Here is a 16,132-nt window from a genome sequence, read left to right as displayed (position 1 = left end):
GGGTTAGCCTCTTTCAGGGCAGGTGCCTGGCACCTGCGGTAATCGTTTATCCAGTAGCTGGTGCAGCGCCGATTCGGCCGGCCAGTTCCGCAGGAAGCGCGCGCGGTCGCGAGCATAGGCCCGGGCGAAGCTGCGCTCGCTGCGATGCTGGTACACGGCATCGAGATCGATCAGGGTCCAGCGGCCGTCCTGCCAGAACAGGTTGTAGCCCTTGAAGTCGCCGTGACTGATGCGCTCGCGGATAAGCGCAGCGAACAATCGGTCGAGAGCTTGCAACTCGACTTCCGGCGGAGCACCAGCCCCATCAGGATTGTCCAGATAGGGTCGAAAACGGGCGATTATATCTTGCCCGGAGAGATATTCGGTAATCAGGTAGGCCCGGCCGCGCATCCAGAGAAACCGCCGTTCGAGCACGGCCAGCGGACGTGGCGTGGCGATGCCAAGGAACTCCAGACGGTTGCCCTCGCGCCAGCTGTGCCAGGCGCGACTCGGGCGCCAGAAGCGCGTCAACCAGTGCAGCAGGCCCTTGATGTTGTAACGCTTGACCAGCAGTTTGCGTCCGTCGATCTGGACTTCCGCTACCGTGGCGGTAGCCCCTTGCTTCAGCGAGCGACCCTGCTCAAGCGCGGCGTCCGGCGCCTGCAGCAGCCTTTCGAGCCCTGCTTCCGCCTCGCGACGGACCGCGCGCAGGCCGAATGCGCCGCGAACGACACTGAACAGGCTGCAATCGCGAGCGATCTTTTTCATGTAGTCAGCCAGGCGCCAGCGTCGCACCCGGGCGATTTCTTTCTCCAGGGCCTCCAGCGGCAAGGCATGCTCGCCGTTGACCAGCAGGTAGTGCACCAGCAGCTCTTCCAGGAAGGGGTCCAGCTCCGCCGGCAATTGGGCAAAGAAGATGCCCAGGTTGGCCAGGACCTTGTCCCTCGGCAGAGGATTGCCGGGGTTTTCAGCGCGGATGCCGCCACCGTCGATCACGTGCAGCTTGTTGTCCTGTCGCAACAGGTTGTCCAGGTGCAGGTCTTCCTGTGCGAGCCCGACCAGGTGCAGTCGGGCAATGACTCCGAGCGCCTCGCCCAACACGGCTTGCTGACCGTCGGACAACGGGGCATCGCGCTCCACCTGGCGCCAGGCATCCCAGAGGCTTTCCGCTGATTCCAGATATTCGAACAGCAACCAGCCACCCTGCCCTGGCTGCTGCCCTTCATTCAGAAGCGCCGGGGAATCGATGCCCTGTTCATGCAGGGCGCGCGCGCCCGCCAGCTCGCGCTGGAAATGCCGCTCGGCCTTGGCGCCGACCAGCAGCTTGGCCAGCACCTTGCGGCCCTGCCACATCGCCACGCCCACGTAACGCTGCCCGGGCAGAACCCGCAGCAGGCCCTGCAGCTCCAGGCCGCCAGCGACATCAAGGCGAATGGGAAGCTGCGGGGTTCTCCCCGCACGGGCCAGGTCAGCCAGAGTCATTGAGCGCGTTCCTTGTCACGCCGGCGACTGGCGAGGCGTGCCAGCCAGTCATTCACGTCCGCCGAATCCTGCCCGCGCTCCAGGTAGCCAGACAGCAGTTCGCGTACCTCGACTTCGCCCCAGGCATCAGCCCGGCGCACCAGGGCCTCCAGGTCCTTGACCCGGTCGCGGCGCCCCAGCAGCAAGGGCCGGGTCTTTTCCAGGTCGATCAGACAAGCCTCGAATCCGGCCTGGGTCTCCCGCAGGAATACGTGCTTGGGATAGAAGCAACCGTGCACCTGGCCAGCGCCATGGAGGCGCCGCGCCAGATCCGCCACCGCGACGATGATCGCCGAGCGCTTCCCGGCGGCCATTGCGGGCCACGCATCCAGCCAACCGGCAAGCTCGCGCCAACCATCCAGGGCACGAGTCAGCAGGATGGCGCGACGCTCGCCCTCAACCAGGCGGTAGCCGAAGAAGGCCGCCTGCAGAGCCGGAACGCCCAGTTTCTGGTAGCGGCAAATGTTGCGGAACTCGCGAGCGAAGGTGGGCTCGCCAAAAGGTCGCAGCAGGTTGCGGCTAAGGAAGTTGCTCTGTCGCTTGAGGTAGTAGGTGGCCTCACCCAGGTCCAGGCGGAACACACTGCTCCAGCCACCACGACCGGTGTTGGGCTCATCGACCGCCTCCAGGCGCAAGGCCCAGAGCGATTCGAAACTGTCCAGGCCGTGGCGGGCGAGAATCTCGCGATCCGCCGCGGCGATGAAGTCGCTCATTCGCGCCCCTCGAAGAACTTGAGGATCTTCCGCACTTGGCGCTTGTCGCGGCTACGCAGGCGCGATTGATCCCGGTATTGCAGGTAGAAGCGCAGGCGCTGGCTGCGACTGAGGTGGTACTTGGCCACCTTGTCCAGGCAGGCCAAGTCCTTGATCACCCGATAGTGCAGGAAGGGTCCCCACCAGAACGTGCCGGTTGGGCAGTCGATCAGGAACAGCTCGCCAGCTTCGTCCACCAGCAGGTTGCGCCACTTCAGGTCGTTATGGGCGAAGCCGTGCTGATGCAGGCTTCGGGTGGCCTTCGCCAACTGTCGGCTGACGCGGTCGACCCAGCGCGGATCGCTCAGGCGCGGATCGCCCTGCTTGGCCATTTCCGCCATGTCGACCGTGCCTTCGAGTTCCCGGGTGATCAGCGCACCACGATGGAAGGCGCCGGCACGACGTTCCTGCCCCCACCCCACCACAGGCGCAGTGGGAATGCCCCATTTGGTGAAGCGCTTGAGGTTCTGCCATTCGGCCTTGACTCGCGGCCGACCGAACCAGCGACGCAAGCCCTTGCCCGCTGCCCAGTAGCGTTTGACGTAGTAGCGCACGCCACGGTGTTCCACCCGCAGCACCTCGGACAGCGGGTCGCCGGTGATCCAATCACCTTCCACGGCAAATACCTTGTCGAGGTCACCGAACAGCTCTGCGACCTCAGTCTCCAGCCCCTCGGCCAGTTTCCATTGGCTCACGCCTCTCCTCCCCCGGCGTACTTGCGCTCATAGCGCGAGAGCAGGCGCTCGGCCTTCTGCTCGAGCCAGGCCAGCAGACCGATTTCATCCCTCAGGACATGGCGCAGAGGCTGGCGGAAGTAGGCCTTGAGGAAGCGCAGCTTGTCACGCCGGGTCAGGCCGATGTTCAGCGCCGAGAAGTAGAGTCCGGCCAGGTCCTTGTCGCGCCAGCGCCTGGGAGTTGCGGCACGGGTTTGCGCACGATGCAGGTCAATCAGCGACAGTTTGAAGTCGTCGGCGGTCACCGGTCGTGCCGTGTGCAGCAGGAAGTGGCAGATATAGCAGTCGCGATGATTGACCCCGGCCCGGTGCATCGTGCCGGTCATGCGTGCCACTTCCTCGATCAGCGCCCACTTCAGCCGTACCGGCGGCGGATTGCTTGGCCAATCGACACAGAAGTCTTCGAGGCTGACCGTGGGTGCCAACTCTTCCGTGACAATGAAGGAGTGCTGGCTCGCCGGATTGCTGCCGCGCTCGCCAAATGCAACGGCGGTCATGGTCGGTACACCGGCCTCGTGCAGGCGCTGGATGGCCGTCCATTCCTGGCCAGCGCCCAGCACGGGCGCCTTCGCAGTGATCAGGTTCTTGACGATCTCACCCCAGCCGATGCCGCGATGGATCTTGACGAAATAGCCGCTGCCGGCCACTTCAGTGCGCAGGGTGCGACGACCTTCCAGCTCTCGGTAGACCTGGCCCTGGAGCGCTTCCACCTCGACGAAGGCGTCACGCCCGGCCCAGAGGTGCTCGAAAGGGGGCTTCAGGACAAGCTTCATGGGCGCTCCGCGAGAATCACATCCGCTGCGTGCTGCGGCATGCTGTAAAGGTCGGCGCTGTCGGCAAAGGCCAGGCCGTTAGCGCTCCAGCGCGCGCGGGCCGCCGAATCGGCGAGCATCTCGACAAGCGTGCGATTGAGGCCCTCCTGCTCGAAGGGGCTGGGCAACACGCGGCCGCTGTCCGCCTCGGCGATGTAGTGGGCATAGCCGCAAACGTCGGTGACCAGCACGGGCAGCCCCGCAACCAGCGCCTCCAGCAATACAGTGCCGGTGTTCTCGTTGTAGGCCGGGTGGATCAGCAGGTCGGCACCCAGCAGGAAGCGCGGGATATCGCTGCGCCCCTTGAGGATGTCCACCTGGTCGGAAATGCCCAGGGTCTTCATCTGCAGCAGGAAAGGCTTGGGATCGTCCTGGCCGATAACGATCAGGCGAGTGCGCTTGCGCAGTTCACGCGGCAGCGCGGCCACGGCCTTGAGACTGCGATCCAGGCCCTTGGTCTTGAAGCCGGAACCGATCTGCACCAGCAACAGGTCGTCATCGCTCAGCTTGAACTCACGGCGGAACTCAGCGCGGATGTCCGAGGCGTTGGCCGGCGCGCGGCGATCGGCGGCGATACCCGGTGGCAGCAGGTGGAAGCGTTTGGCCGGCGTGGCGTAGTGCTTGACGAAGAGCGGCTGCTGCACCTCGGAGATCATCAGCACCTCGGTCTTCGATTCAGGGGCGAACACCGCGCGCTCATAGTCTGAGAAGTGTTTGTAGCGACCCCAGCGGCGGTAGAGACCATTGCGCAAGGTCTGCGCCTTGTCCTCGAAGCAAGGGTCAGCGGCGTAGTAGACATCCAGACCCGGCATCTTGTTGAAGCCGATTACCCGATCCACAGGACGGCGCGCCAGGTCGGCCTCGACCCAGGCGGTGAATTTCTCGTTGCGCTTGTGGTTGAACAGCGCCTTGACGGGCGCAATCAGCACTTCGAAGCCGTCCGGGACGTCGCCCTCCCAGATCATGGTGTAGACGCGAATGGCATGACCGCGACGCTGGCACTCCAGGGCGATGCGCATGAAATCACGCTGCAGGCCACCGAAGGGGAAGTACTTGTAGAGCACGAATGCCAGTTGCATCAGTGGATATCCTCAGTCAGCAGAAGGGCTTCCAGCTGGGTCGCCACGCGCTGCGGATTCAGCCGGGTGAAACAAAGCGGCTGTTCACCTTCCAGATCGAACAGGCGGCGATCTTCCACCGTCGGCTTGTAGGCACAGACCTTCTTCAAGCAGGGCGCGCAGGGGAAGTCGCTACCCAAGTGGATCTGCGACCGCCCATAAGCGCCGGTGAAGCCCGGGTTGGTCGGGCCGTAAAGTGACAAGGTCGGCACATCCAGGGCGGCAGCCAGGTGGCCGAGGCCGGTATCCACCGCCACGCAGGCGCGGGCGCCGGCCACGACCTTGGCCATCCCCGCCAGGGATAACTTGGGGAGCACTGCAGCCTTTTCCAAGCCTTCGGCAATGCGTTCGGCACGTGCTTTTTCCGTCGGATTGCCCCAGGGCAGCCGCACGTGCCAGCCATGGTCGCAGGCGCGCTCGGTAAGTTCGCGCCAATACTTTTCCGGCCAGTGCTTGGTCTCCCACGTGGTGCCATGGAGGAACAGCAGGTAGGGCGCACCGCTCTGAGCGTCGGCCAGTTGGGCGCGATTCAGACCGTAGTTGCCAACCCCTTCAGGCACCCGATAGTCCAGTGCCTGGGCGAACAACTGGCGCACGCGCTCGACAGCGTGCTGTCCCCAGGCCACCGGATAGCGGCGATCATAGAAGTGGCTGGCCACCGGCTCGCGGGCCGAGTCACGATCCAGCCCCACTACCGGTGCCTTGGTGTAACGGGTCAGCAGGGCGCTCTTCAGCAAGCCTTGTGCGTCGATCACCAGGTCATAGCGGGTTTCCCGCAGACGGCGCTTGAAGCGGCGCCATTCGCCGCTTCTCAGGGTCTGCCAGAGGTTGTTGCGCCAGCGGCGGATCGCCACCGGAATGACTTGCGCCACCGCCGGATGCCAGGCCGGAATCTCGGCAAACCCCTCTTCCACCACCCAGTCGAACTCGATGCCGGGAATCGCCCGCGCAGCATCGGTGAGCGCCGGCAAGGTATGAATGACATCGCCCAGGGAAGACGTCTTGATCAGCAGTACCCGCACTCAGCGACTCTCCACCAGCTCGAGCGGGTCCGGCACCAGGCGGTCCAGGGCTTCGATCACCGGGCGCGGTTTGAGCTCGCGCAGGCAGTTGTAGTGGCCGAAGCGGCAAGTGCGCTCGAAGCAGGGGCTGCACTCCAGACCGAGGCGGACAATCTCCACCTGCTCGGCCAGGGGCGGGGTGAACTGCGGCGAGGTCGAACCGTAGACCGCCACCAGCGGTCGCGCCAAGGCAGCCGCCACGTGCATCAGCCCGGAGTCGTTGGACACCACTGCGCTGGCGCAGGACATCAGGTCGATGGCCTCGGCCAGGCTGGTTTCACCGGCGAGGTTGACCGCTTCTTCGCGCAGGCCCGGGATAAGGCGCATGCGGATGTCTTCGCCCCCCGGGTGGTCGTTCTTCGAGCCGAACAACCAGACCTGCCAGCCGGTCCGGATCTTCAGTTCGGCCACCTTGGCGTAGTGCTCGGCGGGCCAACGCTTGGCCTCGCCGAACTCGGCACCCGGACAGAGCGCCAGCACGGGGCGATCCAGATCCAGGCCGAACTTGGCCCGGGCGGCGTCGCGGCTGGCCGGATCGATCCGCAGCGAAGGGCGTGGATAGGGCTTGGGCAGCTCGGCGCCCGGTTCGAAGGCCAGGGCCATGAAGCGCTCGATCATCAGCGGGTAGCGCTGCTTGTCGAGAACACGAATGTCATTCAGCAGGCCGTAGCGCATCTCGCCCTTCCAACCGGTGCGTTTGGGGATGCCGGCGAACCAGGGCACCAGCGCCGACTTCAGCGAGTTGGGCAGGAGAATGGCCTGATCGTACTGCCCCAGCAGGGACTTGCCGATCTTGCGGCGAGTGGCGATATCCAGCACGCCGTGGCCGACGGGGAAACTCAGCGCCTGGCGCACTTCCGGCATGCGCTCAAGGATGGGCCGGCTCCACTCGGGGGCCAGCACGTCGATCTCGCAGTCGGGATGGCGGGCCTTCAGGCACTGGAAGAGTGTCTGCGCCATCACCATGTCGCCGACCCAGGAGGGTCCTACGATCAGTATTTTCATAAGGGCAGCTTCAAGCCTCAAGCGACAAGCCGCAAGCTCCAAGCGGTGCGAACCACTTGCAGCTTGCGGCTTGCCGCGTGCAGCTTAGTCGGATTACTTGACCAGGGTGCGCCACTCGCCGTGGGCGGAAGTCTTGCCGGTCACCAGGTCGAAGTAGGCTTTCTGCAGCTTCTCGGTCACCGGACCACGGCGACCGATGCCGATCTTGCGGCCATCCACTTCGCGGATCGGGGTGACTTCGGCGGCGGTACCGGTGAAGAAGGCCTCGTCGGCGATGTACACCTCGTCACGGGTGATGCGCTTCTCCACGACCTTGATACCCAGCTCGCCAGCCAGGGTCAGGATGGTGCTGCGGGTAATGCCATTGAGGCAGGAGGTCACTTCCGGGGTGTACACCACGCCGTCCTTGACCAGGAAGATGTTCTCGCCCGAACCCTCGGCCACGTAGCCTTCCGGGTCCAGCAGCATGGCCTCGTCGGCGCCGCCGGAAATGGCCTCCTGCAGGGCCAGCATCGAGTTGATGTAGTTGCCGTTGGCCTTGGCGCGCGTCATGGAAATGTTGACGTGGTGGCGGGTATAGGAGCTGGTACGCACCTTGATGCCGTTGACCAGTGCTTCCTCGCCCATGTACGCGCCCCAGTGCCAGGCGGCGACGATCACATGCACCTTCAGACCGGTCGCGCGCAGGCCCATGCCCTCGCTGCCGAAGAACACCATCGGCCGCAAGTAGGCGCTTTCCAGGCCGTTCTCACGAACAGCGGCGCGCTGGGCTTCGTTGATTTCTTCCTTGGAGAAGGGAATCTCCATGTTGAAGATGTGAGCGGAGTCAAACAGTCGGTCGGTGTGAGCCTGCAGGCGGAAGATGGCAGTGCCGTCCGGAGTGTTGTAGGCGCGTACGCCTTCGAACACGCCCATGCCGTAATGCAGGGTGTGGGTCAGGACGTGAGTGGTTGCTTCGCGCCACGGCACCAGTTCGCCGTCATACCAGATCACGCCATCACGATCGGCCATCGACATATTGCCAGCTCCTCAAGAATTCGATTGGTTCAGCCAGCCGGGTCAGTTCAGACCCAGTTCACGCCAGATCCGCATCACGCCATGGCGCTCCGCGTGGAACTGGTCCCCGCTCACTATCCCGGGCTGCTTCTGCAAGGCCTGGCGGTGGGCCGCTGAACGGTAGGCTTTGTAGGCTTCCTGCAGCAGGCGCACTTCGTCGCCGGCCAGCAGGTTTGCCTGCTCCAGGCCATCCAGAATGCGGATGTTATCGGTGTAACGCACCAGTTCAGGGTGCTGTCGCGACCAGGCCAGGGCCGCATATTGCACCATAAATTCGATATCGACGATACCGCCGGCATCCTGCTTCAGATCGAAGGAGGCCGCGGCCTCGAAGGCATTCGACCCTGTGCCGGCAGCGGTTTCGCGGGTGCCAAGGTTGCCACGCATCTTGGCGCGCATCTCGCTCACCTCTGCGCGCAACCCGGGCAAATCGCGCTCGCGGCCGAGCACCGCCAGGCGCACCTGCTCGAAGGCGGTGGCGACCTGCGGCGAGCCCACCAGCACCCGCGCACGCACCAGCGCCTGGTGCTCCCAGGTCCAGGCTTCGTTCTCCTGGTAGCGCTGGAAGGCGCCCAGGGAACTGACCAGCAGGCCTGCAGCACCCGACGGACGCAGGCGCATGTCCACTTCGTACAGGGCTCCGGAGGTGGTCTGGGTGGTCAGCAAATGGATGATGCGCTGCCCCAGGCGAGTGAAGAACTGCGCGCCGTCGATGGGTTTGTCGCCATCGGTTTCAGCCTGGGGATCGCCATCGTGGATGAACACCAGGTCCAGGTCCGAGCCATGGCCGAACTCGAGGCCACCGACCTTGCCGTAGCCGACGATGACGAAGTCCGGATCGCAAAGACTGCCGTCAGCGCGCTTGGGCGTGCCGTACTTGGCCACGGTCTGGCGCCATGAAAGGGCAAGCACTTGATCGAGAATGGCCTCGGCCAGCCAGGTCAGGTAGTCGCTGACCTTCATCAGCGGCAAGGTGCCGGCTATTTCCGAAGCCGCCACCCGCAGACTGTGGGCCAGCTTGAAGTGGCGCAGGGCCTCCATCTGCTGCTCCAGATCGTCTTCGGGGATCCGCGTCAGGCGCTCGCGCAGCTCGGCCGCCAGCTCCGGCGCCAGCGGCGGGCGATAGAGGCGGCCCTCATTGAGCAGTTCATCCAACAACAGCGGGAAGCGGGTGATCTGCTCGGCGATCCAGGGGCTGGCCGCACAGAGTTCGATCAAACGCTGCAGGGCGCCGGGGTTTTCGGTCAGCAGTACCAGGTAGGCGGAACGGCGCGCCACCTTTTCCACCATGGGCAGCACCCGCTCCAGCACCAGGTCAGGCGTGCGATGCTCCACGGTCAGGCTCAGCAGGCGCGGTATGAACGCATCCAGACGCTCGCGTCCGAGACGCTGCATGGCACGCACCTGCGGGCCATTGCGCAGGTCGGAAAGGCGACGCCAAGCTGCGACGGGCTCGGCGAAGCCGGCTTCGCCCAACTGACGGCAAGCACTCTCCTCGTCCAGCGCCTCCTCCCAGAGCGGAAGCCATTCGCCACCGATGCAGCTTTCACCGTCGCCGCCCTCTTCGTCATCCGGATCGGCGATCACTTGCTGAAAGTGCCACTCGACACGCCCGCGCCAGTGCATCAGGCGCTCGTGGAAGCTCGTCCAGTCGTCAAAGCCCATGATGAAGGCAACACGCGCTCGATCCAGCTCACTGTCCGGCAGCATCTGCGTCTGGCGGTCGGCGATGGCCTGCAAGGCGTGCTCGGTGTAGCGGAGAAACTCGTAGCCTTCCTTCAATTCGGCAACCACCGGTGGCGGCAGGTAGCCCTGGCCCTCCAAGGTCTCCAGTACCGTCAGCAGCGGTCGCTGCTGCAGGCTGAGGTCGCGGCCGCCGTGAATCAGCTGGAAGGCCTGGGCGATGAACTCAACTTCGCGAATGCCTCCGGAGCCGAGCTTGACGTTCTCGGTCATGCCCTTGCGCCGCACCTCCTGCTGGATCAATTGCTTCATCGAGCGCAGCGCTTCGATGGCAGAAAAATCCAGGTAGCGGCGATAGACGAAGGGACGCAGCATCTGCAGCAGGTAGGCGCCGGCCGCCTGGTCGCCGCCCACCACCCGCGCCTTGATCATGGCGTAGCGTTCCCAGTCACGCCCCTGGTCCTGGTAGTACTGCTCCAACGCATTGAAGCTGAACACCAACGACCCGGATGAGCCGTAAGGACGCAGGCGCATATCCACACGGAAGACAAATCCGTCCACAGTGATGGCGTCCAGCGCCTTGATCAGCCGCTGGCCGAGGCGCGTGAAGAACTCCTGATTGTCCAGGGCGCGCTTGGCACCTTCAGTCTCACCGCCCTCGGGGTAGCCGAAGATCAGGTCGATGTCCGAGGACAGGTTCAATTCATGGGCCCCAAGCTTACCCATGCCCAGCACGACCAGATGCTGTGGAAGACCAGAGCGACGGCCGATGGGCGTGCCGAACTGGGCGCAATGGCGGCTGTAAAGCCAGTGGTAAGCGAGGTCGATGCAGGCGTCTGCGAGGTCGGAGAGGTCGCGACAGGTTTCCGCAAGATCCGCCTGACGGGTCAGGTCGCGCCAGATAATGCGCAACTGCTGGCGGTGGCGGTAGCGGCGCAGCCGTCGCCCAAGGTCGTCTTCTTCCATGCAGTCTTCCAGCAGCTCCGCGACCTGGGCGCGCAACTCGCCGGGCGCCAGAGGCCGCTCCAGCTCACGGGAGGCAGCCAGCGCCAACAGCATGAGCGGGTCGCGCTGGGCCTGTTCGGCGACGAAATCACTGGCGGCACTGACTCGCACGAAGGCTTGCCGCCGTTCGTCGGGCCAGCTGTCAAAGTCCTGGGACTGATCAGCGAGGGCAGTGCGGAAGGCAGACAGCGCCCGATCGGCACTGGGCTGGAGGGTGGCCGACAGGGCGGCCAGCGACGGCAAGCTCATGGTCTATCCTTTCTGGGCTGCGGGCCGAGGCTGGACCCGCAGCTGGCGCAGCGGTGGCGGAACAGCTCTAACTCGGGGCTTTCAGCCGACTGCGCCGCGCAGTCTGTAGTTTTACTACGAAAGATTGTATCCAGAGTGCTGAAACCTTCGTCGATTTGTAGTAAAACTACACGAGCCCGGCCCTACCCCCGGTAACAAGAATTTCGCCGCGACCGCCCCACAAGGCCGGCCGTGACCACTGGCATCCGATTCTGGAAGCCTTTCCGCCCTGGAGCAAGCCATGCAAGACCTCGATCCCGTCGAAACCCAGGAATGGCTGGATTCCCTGGAGTCCGTACTCGACAAAGAAGGCGAAGACCGCGCGCATTACCTGCTGACCCGCATGGGTGAGCTGGCCACCCGCAGCGGCACCCAACTGCCCTACGCCATTACCACGCCGTATCGCAACAGCATCCCGGTAACCCACGAAGCACGCATGCCTGGCGACCTGTTCATGGAACGCCGCATTCGCTCGATGGTGCGCTGGAACGCCCTTGCGATGGTGATGCGCACCAACCTGCACGACCCGGATCTGGGCGGTCACATTTCCAGCTTCGCTTCCTCGGCGACCCTCTACGACATCGGTTTCAACTACTTCTTCCAGGCTCCTACCGAGGAGCACGGCGGCGACCTGATCTTCTATCAGGGCCACGCATCCCCCGGCATCTATGCTCGCGCCTTCCTCGAAGGCCGCATCAGCGAAGAGCAGATGACCAACTTCCGCCAGGAAGTGGACGGCAAGGGCCTGTCCTCTTACCCGCACCCCTGGCTGATGCCGGACTTCTGGCAGTTCCCCACCGTATCCATGGGCCTCGGCCCGATTCAGGCCATCTACCAGGCCCGCTTCATGAAGTACCTGGAAAGCCGCGGCTTCATCCCCGCCGGCAAACAGAAGGTCTGGTGCTTCATGGGTGACGGCGAGTGCGACGAGCCGGAATCCCTTGGCGCCATCTCCCTGGCCGGCCGCGAGAAGCTGGACAACCTGATCTTCGTCATCAACTGCAACCTGCAGCGCCTAGACGGCCCGGTCCGCGGCAACGGCAAGATCATCCAGGAGCTGGAAGGCGTCTTCCGCGGCGCCCAGTGGAACGTGAACAAAGTGGTCTGGGGCCGGTTCTGGGACCCGCTGTTCGCCAAGGACACCAACGGCTCCCTGCAGCGCCGCATGGACGAAGTCGTCGACGGCGAGTACCAGAACTACAAGGCGAAGGACGGTGCTTACGTCCGCGAAAACTTCTTCAACTCGCCAGAGCTCAAGGACATGGTCAAGGACCTCTCCGACGACGAGATCTGGAAACTCAACCGTGGCGGCCACGATCCCTACAAGGTCTATGCGGCCTACCACCAGGCGGTCAACCACAAAGGCCAGCCCACGGTCATCCTGGCCAAGACCATCAAAGGCTACGGCACCGGTGCGGGCGAAGCGCAGAACACCGCGCACAACACCAAGAAAGTGGATGTCGAGAGCCTGAAGCAGTTCCGCGATCGCTTTGACATTCCGGTCAACGACAACGATCTGGAAAAACTGCCGTTCTACCGCCCGCAGGAAGGCAGCGCCGAGCACAAGTACCTGCACGAGCGTCGCGCCGCCCTGGGTGGCTATATGCCGCAGCGTCGCGCCAACAGCTTCAGCATCCCGACCCCGCCGCTGGAAACCCTCAAGGCCATCCTCGACGGTTCGGGCGATCGTGAAATCTCCACCACCATGTCCTTCGTGCGCATCCTGGCGCAGTTGGTGAAGGACAAGGAACTTGGCCAGCGCATCGTTCCGATCATCCCGGACGAAGCCCGTACCTTCGGTATGGAAGGCATGTTCCGCCAGCTGGGCATCTACTCCTCGGTCGGCCAGCTCTACGAGCCGGTGGATAAGGACCAGGTGATGTTCTACAAGGAGGACAAGAAGGGCCAGATCCTTGAAGAAGGCATCAACGAAGCAGGCGCCATGTCCTCCTTCATTGCGGCCGGTACCTCCTACAGCAACCACAACCAGCCGATGCTGCCGTTCTACATCTTCTATTCGATGTTCGGCTTCCAGCGTATTGGCGACCTGGCCTGGGCAGCCGGCGACAGCCGTGCTCGCGGCTTCCTGATCGGCGGCACCTCCGGCCGGACCACTCTGAACGGCGAAGGCCTGCAGCACGAAGACGGCCATAGCCACCTGATGGCGGCCACCATTCCGAACTGCCGCACCTACGACCCCACCTACGGCTACGAGCTGGCGGTGATCGTGCGTGAAGGCATCCGCCAGATGACCGAAGAGCAGCAGAACATCTTCTACTACATCACCGTGATGAACGAGGCCTACCAGCAGCCCGCGCTGCCGGCTGGAGCCGAAGAAGGCATCATCAAGGGCATGTACCTGCTGGAAGAAGATAAGAAGGACGCCGCGCACCACGTGCAGCTCCTGGGCTCGGGCACCATCCTGCGCGAAGTCCGCGAAGCGGCGAAGATCCTCCGCGACGAGTTCAATGTCGGCGCTGACGTCTGGAGCGTTACCAGCTTCAACGAACTGCGCCGCGAAGGCCTGGCGGTCGAGCGTCACAACCGCCTGCATCCGGAACAGAAGCCGCGTCAGACCTACATCGAGCAGTGCCTGGCAGGCCGCAAGGGCCCGGTCGTGGCCTCCACCGACTATATGAAGCTGTTCGCCGACCAGATTCGTCAGTGGGTACCGAGCAAGGAATACAAGGTCCTCGGCACCGACGGTTTCGGCCGCAGCGACACCCGCAAGAAACTGCGCCACTTCTTCGAGGTTGACCGTTACTGGGTGGTCCTCGCGACCCTGGAAGCCCTGGCGGATCGCGGCGAGATCGAACCCAAGGTCGTGGCCGAGGCCATCGCCAAGTTCGGTATCGATCCTGAAAAACGCAACCCGCTGGACTGCTGAGGAGACGCATTGTGAGTGAACTGATTCGCGTACCCGACATCGGCAGCGGCGAAGGTGAAGTGATCGAGCTGTTCGTCAAGGTTGGCGACCGCATCGAAGCCGATCAGAGCCTGCTGACCCTGGAGTCTGACAAGGCCAGCATGGAGATTCCCGCGCCCAAGGCCGGTGTGATCAAGAGCCTGAAGGTGAAGCTGGGCGATCGCCTGAAAGAAGGCGACGAACTGCTGGAGCTGGAAGTCGAGGGTGCTGCAGCTGCAGCGCCCGCTCCGGCGGCGGCTCCGGCACCCAAGGCCGAAGAACAGCCCGCGGCCCCGGCGCCAGCTGCTGCCCCTGCGGCCGCCAGCTCCAGCGTGCAGGAAATCTTCGTCCCGGATATCGGTTCGGCCGGCACTGCCAAGGTCATCGAGGTTCTGGTCAAGGCCGGCGACACGGTGGCAGCCGAGCAGTCCCTGATCACCCTGGAGTCCGACAAGGCCAGCATGGAGATTCCCTCCCCTGCCGCCGGCGTGGTGGAGAGCGTCGAGGTCAAGCTGGATGCCGACGTCGGCACCGGCGACCTGATCCTCAAGCTGCGCGTAGCCGGAGCAGCACCGTCTGCAGCCCCGGCTCCGGCCCAGGCCGCTGCACCTGCCGCCGCACCTGCCGCCGCACCGGCACCGGCTGCCACTCAAACGCCTGCCCCGGCGGCAACCGCCTCGGTGCAGGACATCAAGGTTCCGGACATCGGCTCGGCCGGCAAGGCCAAGGTCATCGAAGTACTGGTCAAGGCCGGCGATACCGTCGAAGCCGAGCAGTCGCTGATCACCCTGGAATCCGACAAGGCCAGCATGGAAATCCCCTCGCCGTCCGCCGGCGTGGTGGAAAGCGTCGAAGTGCAGCTGGACGCCGAAGTCGGCACCGGCGACCTGATCCTCAAGCTCAAGGTCGCGGGAGCTGCTCCGGCAGCGGCCGCAGAGCAACCGGTCCATCGCGTACCCGAGGGCGCCCATCCGGTCGCAGCCGCCGAGGTCACTGCTATTGCCTCGCTGGCCGCAGCGGCTGCAAGCACCACCGGCATTCCGGCCCGTTCCAGCGGCGCCAAGGTCCACGCAGGCCCGGCGGTTCGCCAACTGGCCCGCGAGTTCGGCGTCGAGCTGAGCGCAGTTCCGGCCACCGGCCCGCACGGTCGCGTCCTCAAGGAAGACGTGCAGGCCTACGTCAAGACGATGATGCAGAAGGCCAAGGAAGCTCCGGCCGCAGCCGCCGCTGCAACCGGTGGTGCCGGTATCCCGCCGATCCCGGCGGTGGACTTCAGCAAGTTCGGCGAAATCGAAGAAGTGGCCATGACCCGCCTGATGCAGGTCGGTGCTGCCAACCTGCATCGCAGCTGGCTCAACGTCCCGCACGTGACCCAGTTCGATTCGGCCGATATCACCGAGCTGGAAGCCTTCAGGGTTGCCCAGAAGGCCGTGGCGGAAAAGGCCGGCGTCAAGCTGACCGTCCTGCCGCTCCTGCTCAAGGCCTGCGCCTACCTGCTCAAGGAGCTGCCGGATTTCAACAGCTCCCTGGCCCCCAGCGGCAAGGCGCTGATCCGCAAGAAGTACGTGCACATTGGCTTTGCCGTGGACACCCCGGACGGCCTGCTGGTACCGGTCATTCGCGACGTCGACCAGAAGAGCCTGCTGCAACTGGCCGCCGAAGCCGCCGAACTGGCGGAGAAAGCGCGCACCAAGAAGCTGTCCGCCGATGCCATGCAAGGCGCCTGCTTCACCATCTCCAGCCTCGGCCACATTGGCGGCACCGGTTTCACGCCGATCGTCAATGCGCCTGAAGTGGCGATCCTCGGTGTGTCCAAGGCCACCATGCAGCCGGTATGGGACGGCAAGGCCTTCCAGCCGCGCCTGATGCTGCCGCTGTCGCTTTCCTACGACCACCGCGTGATCAACGGCGCCGCTGCCGCGCGCTTCACCAAGCGTCTCGGCGACGTGCTGGCGGATATCCGCACCATGCTGCTGTAACCGTTTGCAATTCGCGAGCACGCCACGCTCGTACCTCAACCCCGCCCCCTGAGGCGGGGTTTTTTTTGACTGCTGGATGCCCTCCACCCTCACGGTGACTGCGCAGTCCCGCACAATTCCAACCGTCTTTTCTCCACTCGCGAAAAGCACGGTGCGGCGCGCTTGCCAGTGCCATCATCATGATGCACCCTTGCCCGATGCTTTGAAGAAGTAGGCCGGACCCTCTTCCGGTCA

The 16,132-nt window shown here is 64.3% G+C and carries 11 protein-coding genes; 2 read left to right on the top strand and 9 right to left on the bottom strand.

Features of this window, described 5'->3' with window-relative positions:
• Positions 1-3: 3 nt before the first annotated feature.
• From G559_RS0123655 to glnE, 9 genes are all read right to left on the bottom strand, one after another.
• Positions 4-1,461: a lipopolysaccharide kinase InaA family protein gene (locus G559_RS0123655; RefSeq protein WP_028630601.1), complete on the bottom strand. Its 1,458-nt coding sequence runs from the start codon at positions 1,459-1,461 to the stop codon at positions 4-6.
• Positions 1,458-2,213: a lipopolysaccharide kinase InaA family protein gene (locus tag G559_RS0123650; RefSeq protein ID WP_028630600.1), complete on the bottom strand. Its 756-nt coding sequence runs from the start codon at positions 2,211-2,213 to the stop codon at positions 1,458-1,460. The genes G559_RS0123655 and G559_RS0123650 overlap by 4 nt, the downstream gene beginning before the upstream one ends.
• Entirely contained in the window at positions 2,210-2,947 is a 738-nt protein-coding gene (locus G559_RS0123645; RefSeq protein WP_028630599.1) for a lipopolysaccharide kinase InaA family protein, read from the bottom strand. The genes G559_RS0123650 and G559_RS0123645 overlap by 4 nt, the downstream gene beginning before the upstream one ends.
• On the bottom strand, positions 2,944-3,759 hold the full coding sequence (gene rfaP / locus G559_RS0123640) for a lipopolysaccharide core heptose(I) kinase RfaP (RefSeq protein WP_028630598.1): 816 nt from the start codon (positions 3,757-3,759) through the stop codon (positions 2,944-2,946). The genes G559_RS0123645 and rfaP overlap by 4 nt, the downstream gene beginning before the upstream one ends.
• Positions 3,756-4,877, bottom strand: coding sequence for a glycosyltransferase family 4 protein (locus G559_RS0123635; RefSeq protein WP_028630597.1), 1,122 nt, complete (start codon positions 4,875-4,877; stop codon positions 3,756-3,758). Before G559_RS0123635 ends, rfaP begins: the two co-directional genes overlap by 4 nt.
• Positions 4,877-5,938 (bottom strand): lipopolysaccharide heptosyltransferase I, encoded by a 1,062-nt coding sequence (gene waaC / locus G559_RS0123630; RefSeq protein ID WP_028630596.1) that lies wholly within the window; start codon positions 5,936-5,938, stop codon positions 4,877-4,879. Before waaC ends, G559_RS0123635 begins: the two co-directional genes overlap by 1 nt.
• A complete protein-coding gene (gene waaF, locus G559_RS0123625; RefSeq protein ID WP_028630595.1) occupies positions 5,939-6,982 on the bottom strand; it encodes a lipopolysaccharide heptosyltransferase II in 1,044 nt (347 codons plus the stop codon).
• 93 nt (positions 6,983-7,075) lie between these two features.
• A complete protein-coding gene (locus G559_RS0123620; RefSeq protein ID WP_028630594.1) occupies positions 7,076-7,999 on the bottom strand; it encodes a branched-chain amino acid transaminase in 924 nt (307 codons plus the stop codon).
• Positions 8,000-8,041: 42 nt separating this feature from the next.
• Entirely contained in the window at positions 8,042-10,975 is a 2,934-nt protein-coding gene (gene glnE / locus G559_RS0123615; RefSeq protein WP_028630593.1) for a bifunctional [glutamate--ammonia ligase]-adenylyl-L-tyrosine phosphorylase/[glutamate--ammonia-ligase] adenylyltransferase, read from the bottom strand.
• Between the two features lie 280 nt (positions 10,976-11,255).
• Between glnE and aceE the strand changes: the two genes are divergently transcribed.
• Both aceE and aceF read left to right on the top strand, forming a co-directional pair.
• Positions 11,256-13,901, top strand: a complete 2,646-nt coding sequence (gene aceE, locus G559_RS0123610) for a pyruvate dehydrogenase (acetyl-transferring), homodimeric type (protein ID WP_028630592.1) — start codon at positions 11,256-11,258, stop codon at positions 13,899-13,901.
• 11 nt (positions 13,902-13,912) lie between these two features.
• The gene (aceF, locus tag G559_RS0123605; protein ID WP_028630591.1) at positions 13,913-15,898 is read left to right on the top strand and encodes a dihydrolipoyllysine-residue acetyltransferase; all 1,986 of its coding nucleotides are present in this window, start codon (positions 13,913-13,915) and stop codon (positions 15,896-15,898) included.
• The last annotated feature ends 234 nt before the right edge of the window (positions 15,899-16,132 follow it).

It is taken from the genome of Metapseudomonas resinovorans DSM 21078, from assembly GCF_000423545.1.
Classification (GTDB): Bacteria; Pseudomonadota; Gammaproteobacteria; order Pseudomonadales; family Pseudomonadaceae; genus Metapseudomonas; species Metapseudomonas resinovorans.
The sequence above is the reverse complement of the archived record's forward strand: the minus strand, read 5'-3'. Positions and strand labels throughout refer to the sequence as shown.

Coding starts and splice junctions, on each gene's coding strand:
- G559_RS0123655 (WP_028630601.1), bottom strand. CDS start 1,461: ATGACTCTGGCTGACCTGGCCCGTGCGGGGAGAACCCCGCAGCTTCCC.
- G559_RS0123650 (WP_028630600.1), bottom strand. CDS start 2,213: ATGAGCGACTTCATCGCCGCGGCGGATCGCGAGATTCTCGCCCGCCAC.
- rfaP (WP_028630598.1), bottom strand. CDS start 3,759: ATGAAGCTTGTCCTGAAGCCCCCTTTCGAGCACCTCTGGGCCGGGCGT.
- G559_RS0123635 (WP_028630597.1), bottom strand. CDS start 4,877: ATGCAACTGGCATTCGTGCTCTACAAGTACTTCCCCTTCGGTGGCCTG.
- waaF (WP_028630595.1), bottom strand. CDS start 6,982: ATGAAAATACTGATCGTAGGACCCTCCTGGGTCGGCGACATGGTGATG.
- G559_RS0123620 (WP_028630594.1), bottom strand. CDS start 7,999: ATGTCGATGGCCGATCGTGATGGCGTGATCTGGTATGACGGCGAACTG.
- glnE (WP_028630593.1), bottom strand. CDS start 10,975: ATGAGCTTGCCGTCGCTGGCCGCCCTGTCGGCCACCCTCCAGCCCAGT.
- aceE (WP_028630592.1), top strand. CDS start 11,256: ATGCAAGACCTCGATCCCGTCGAAACCCAGGAATGGCTGGATTCCCTG.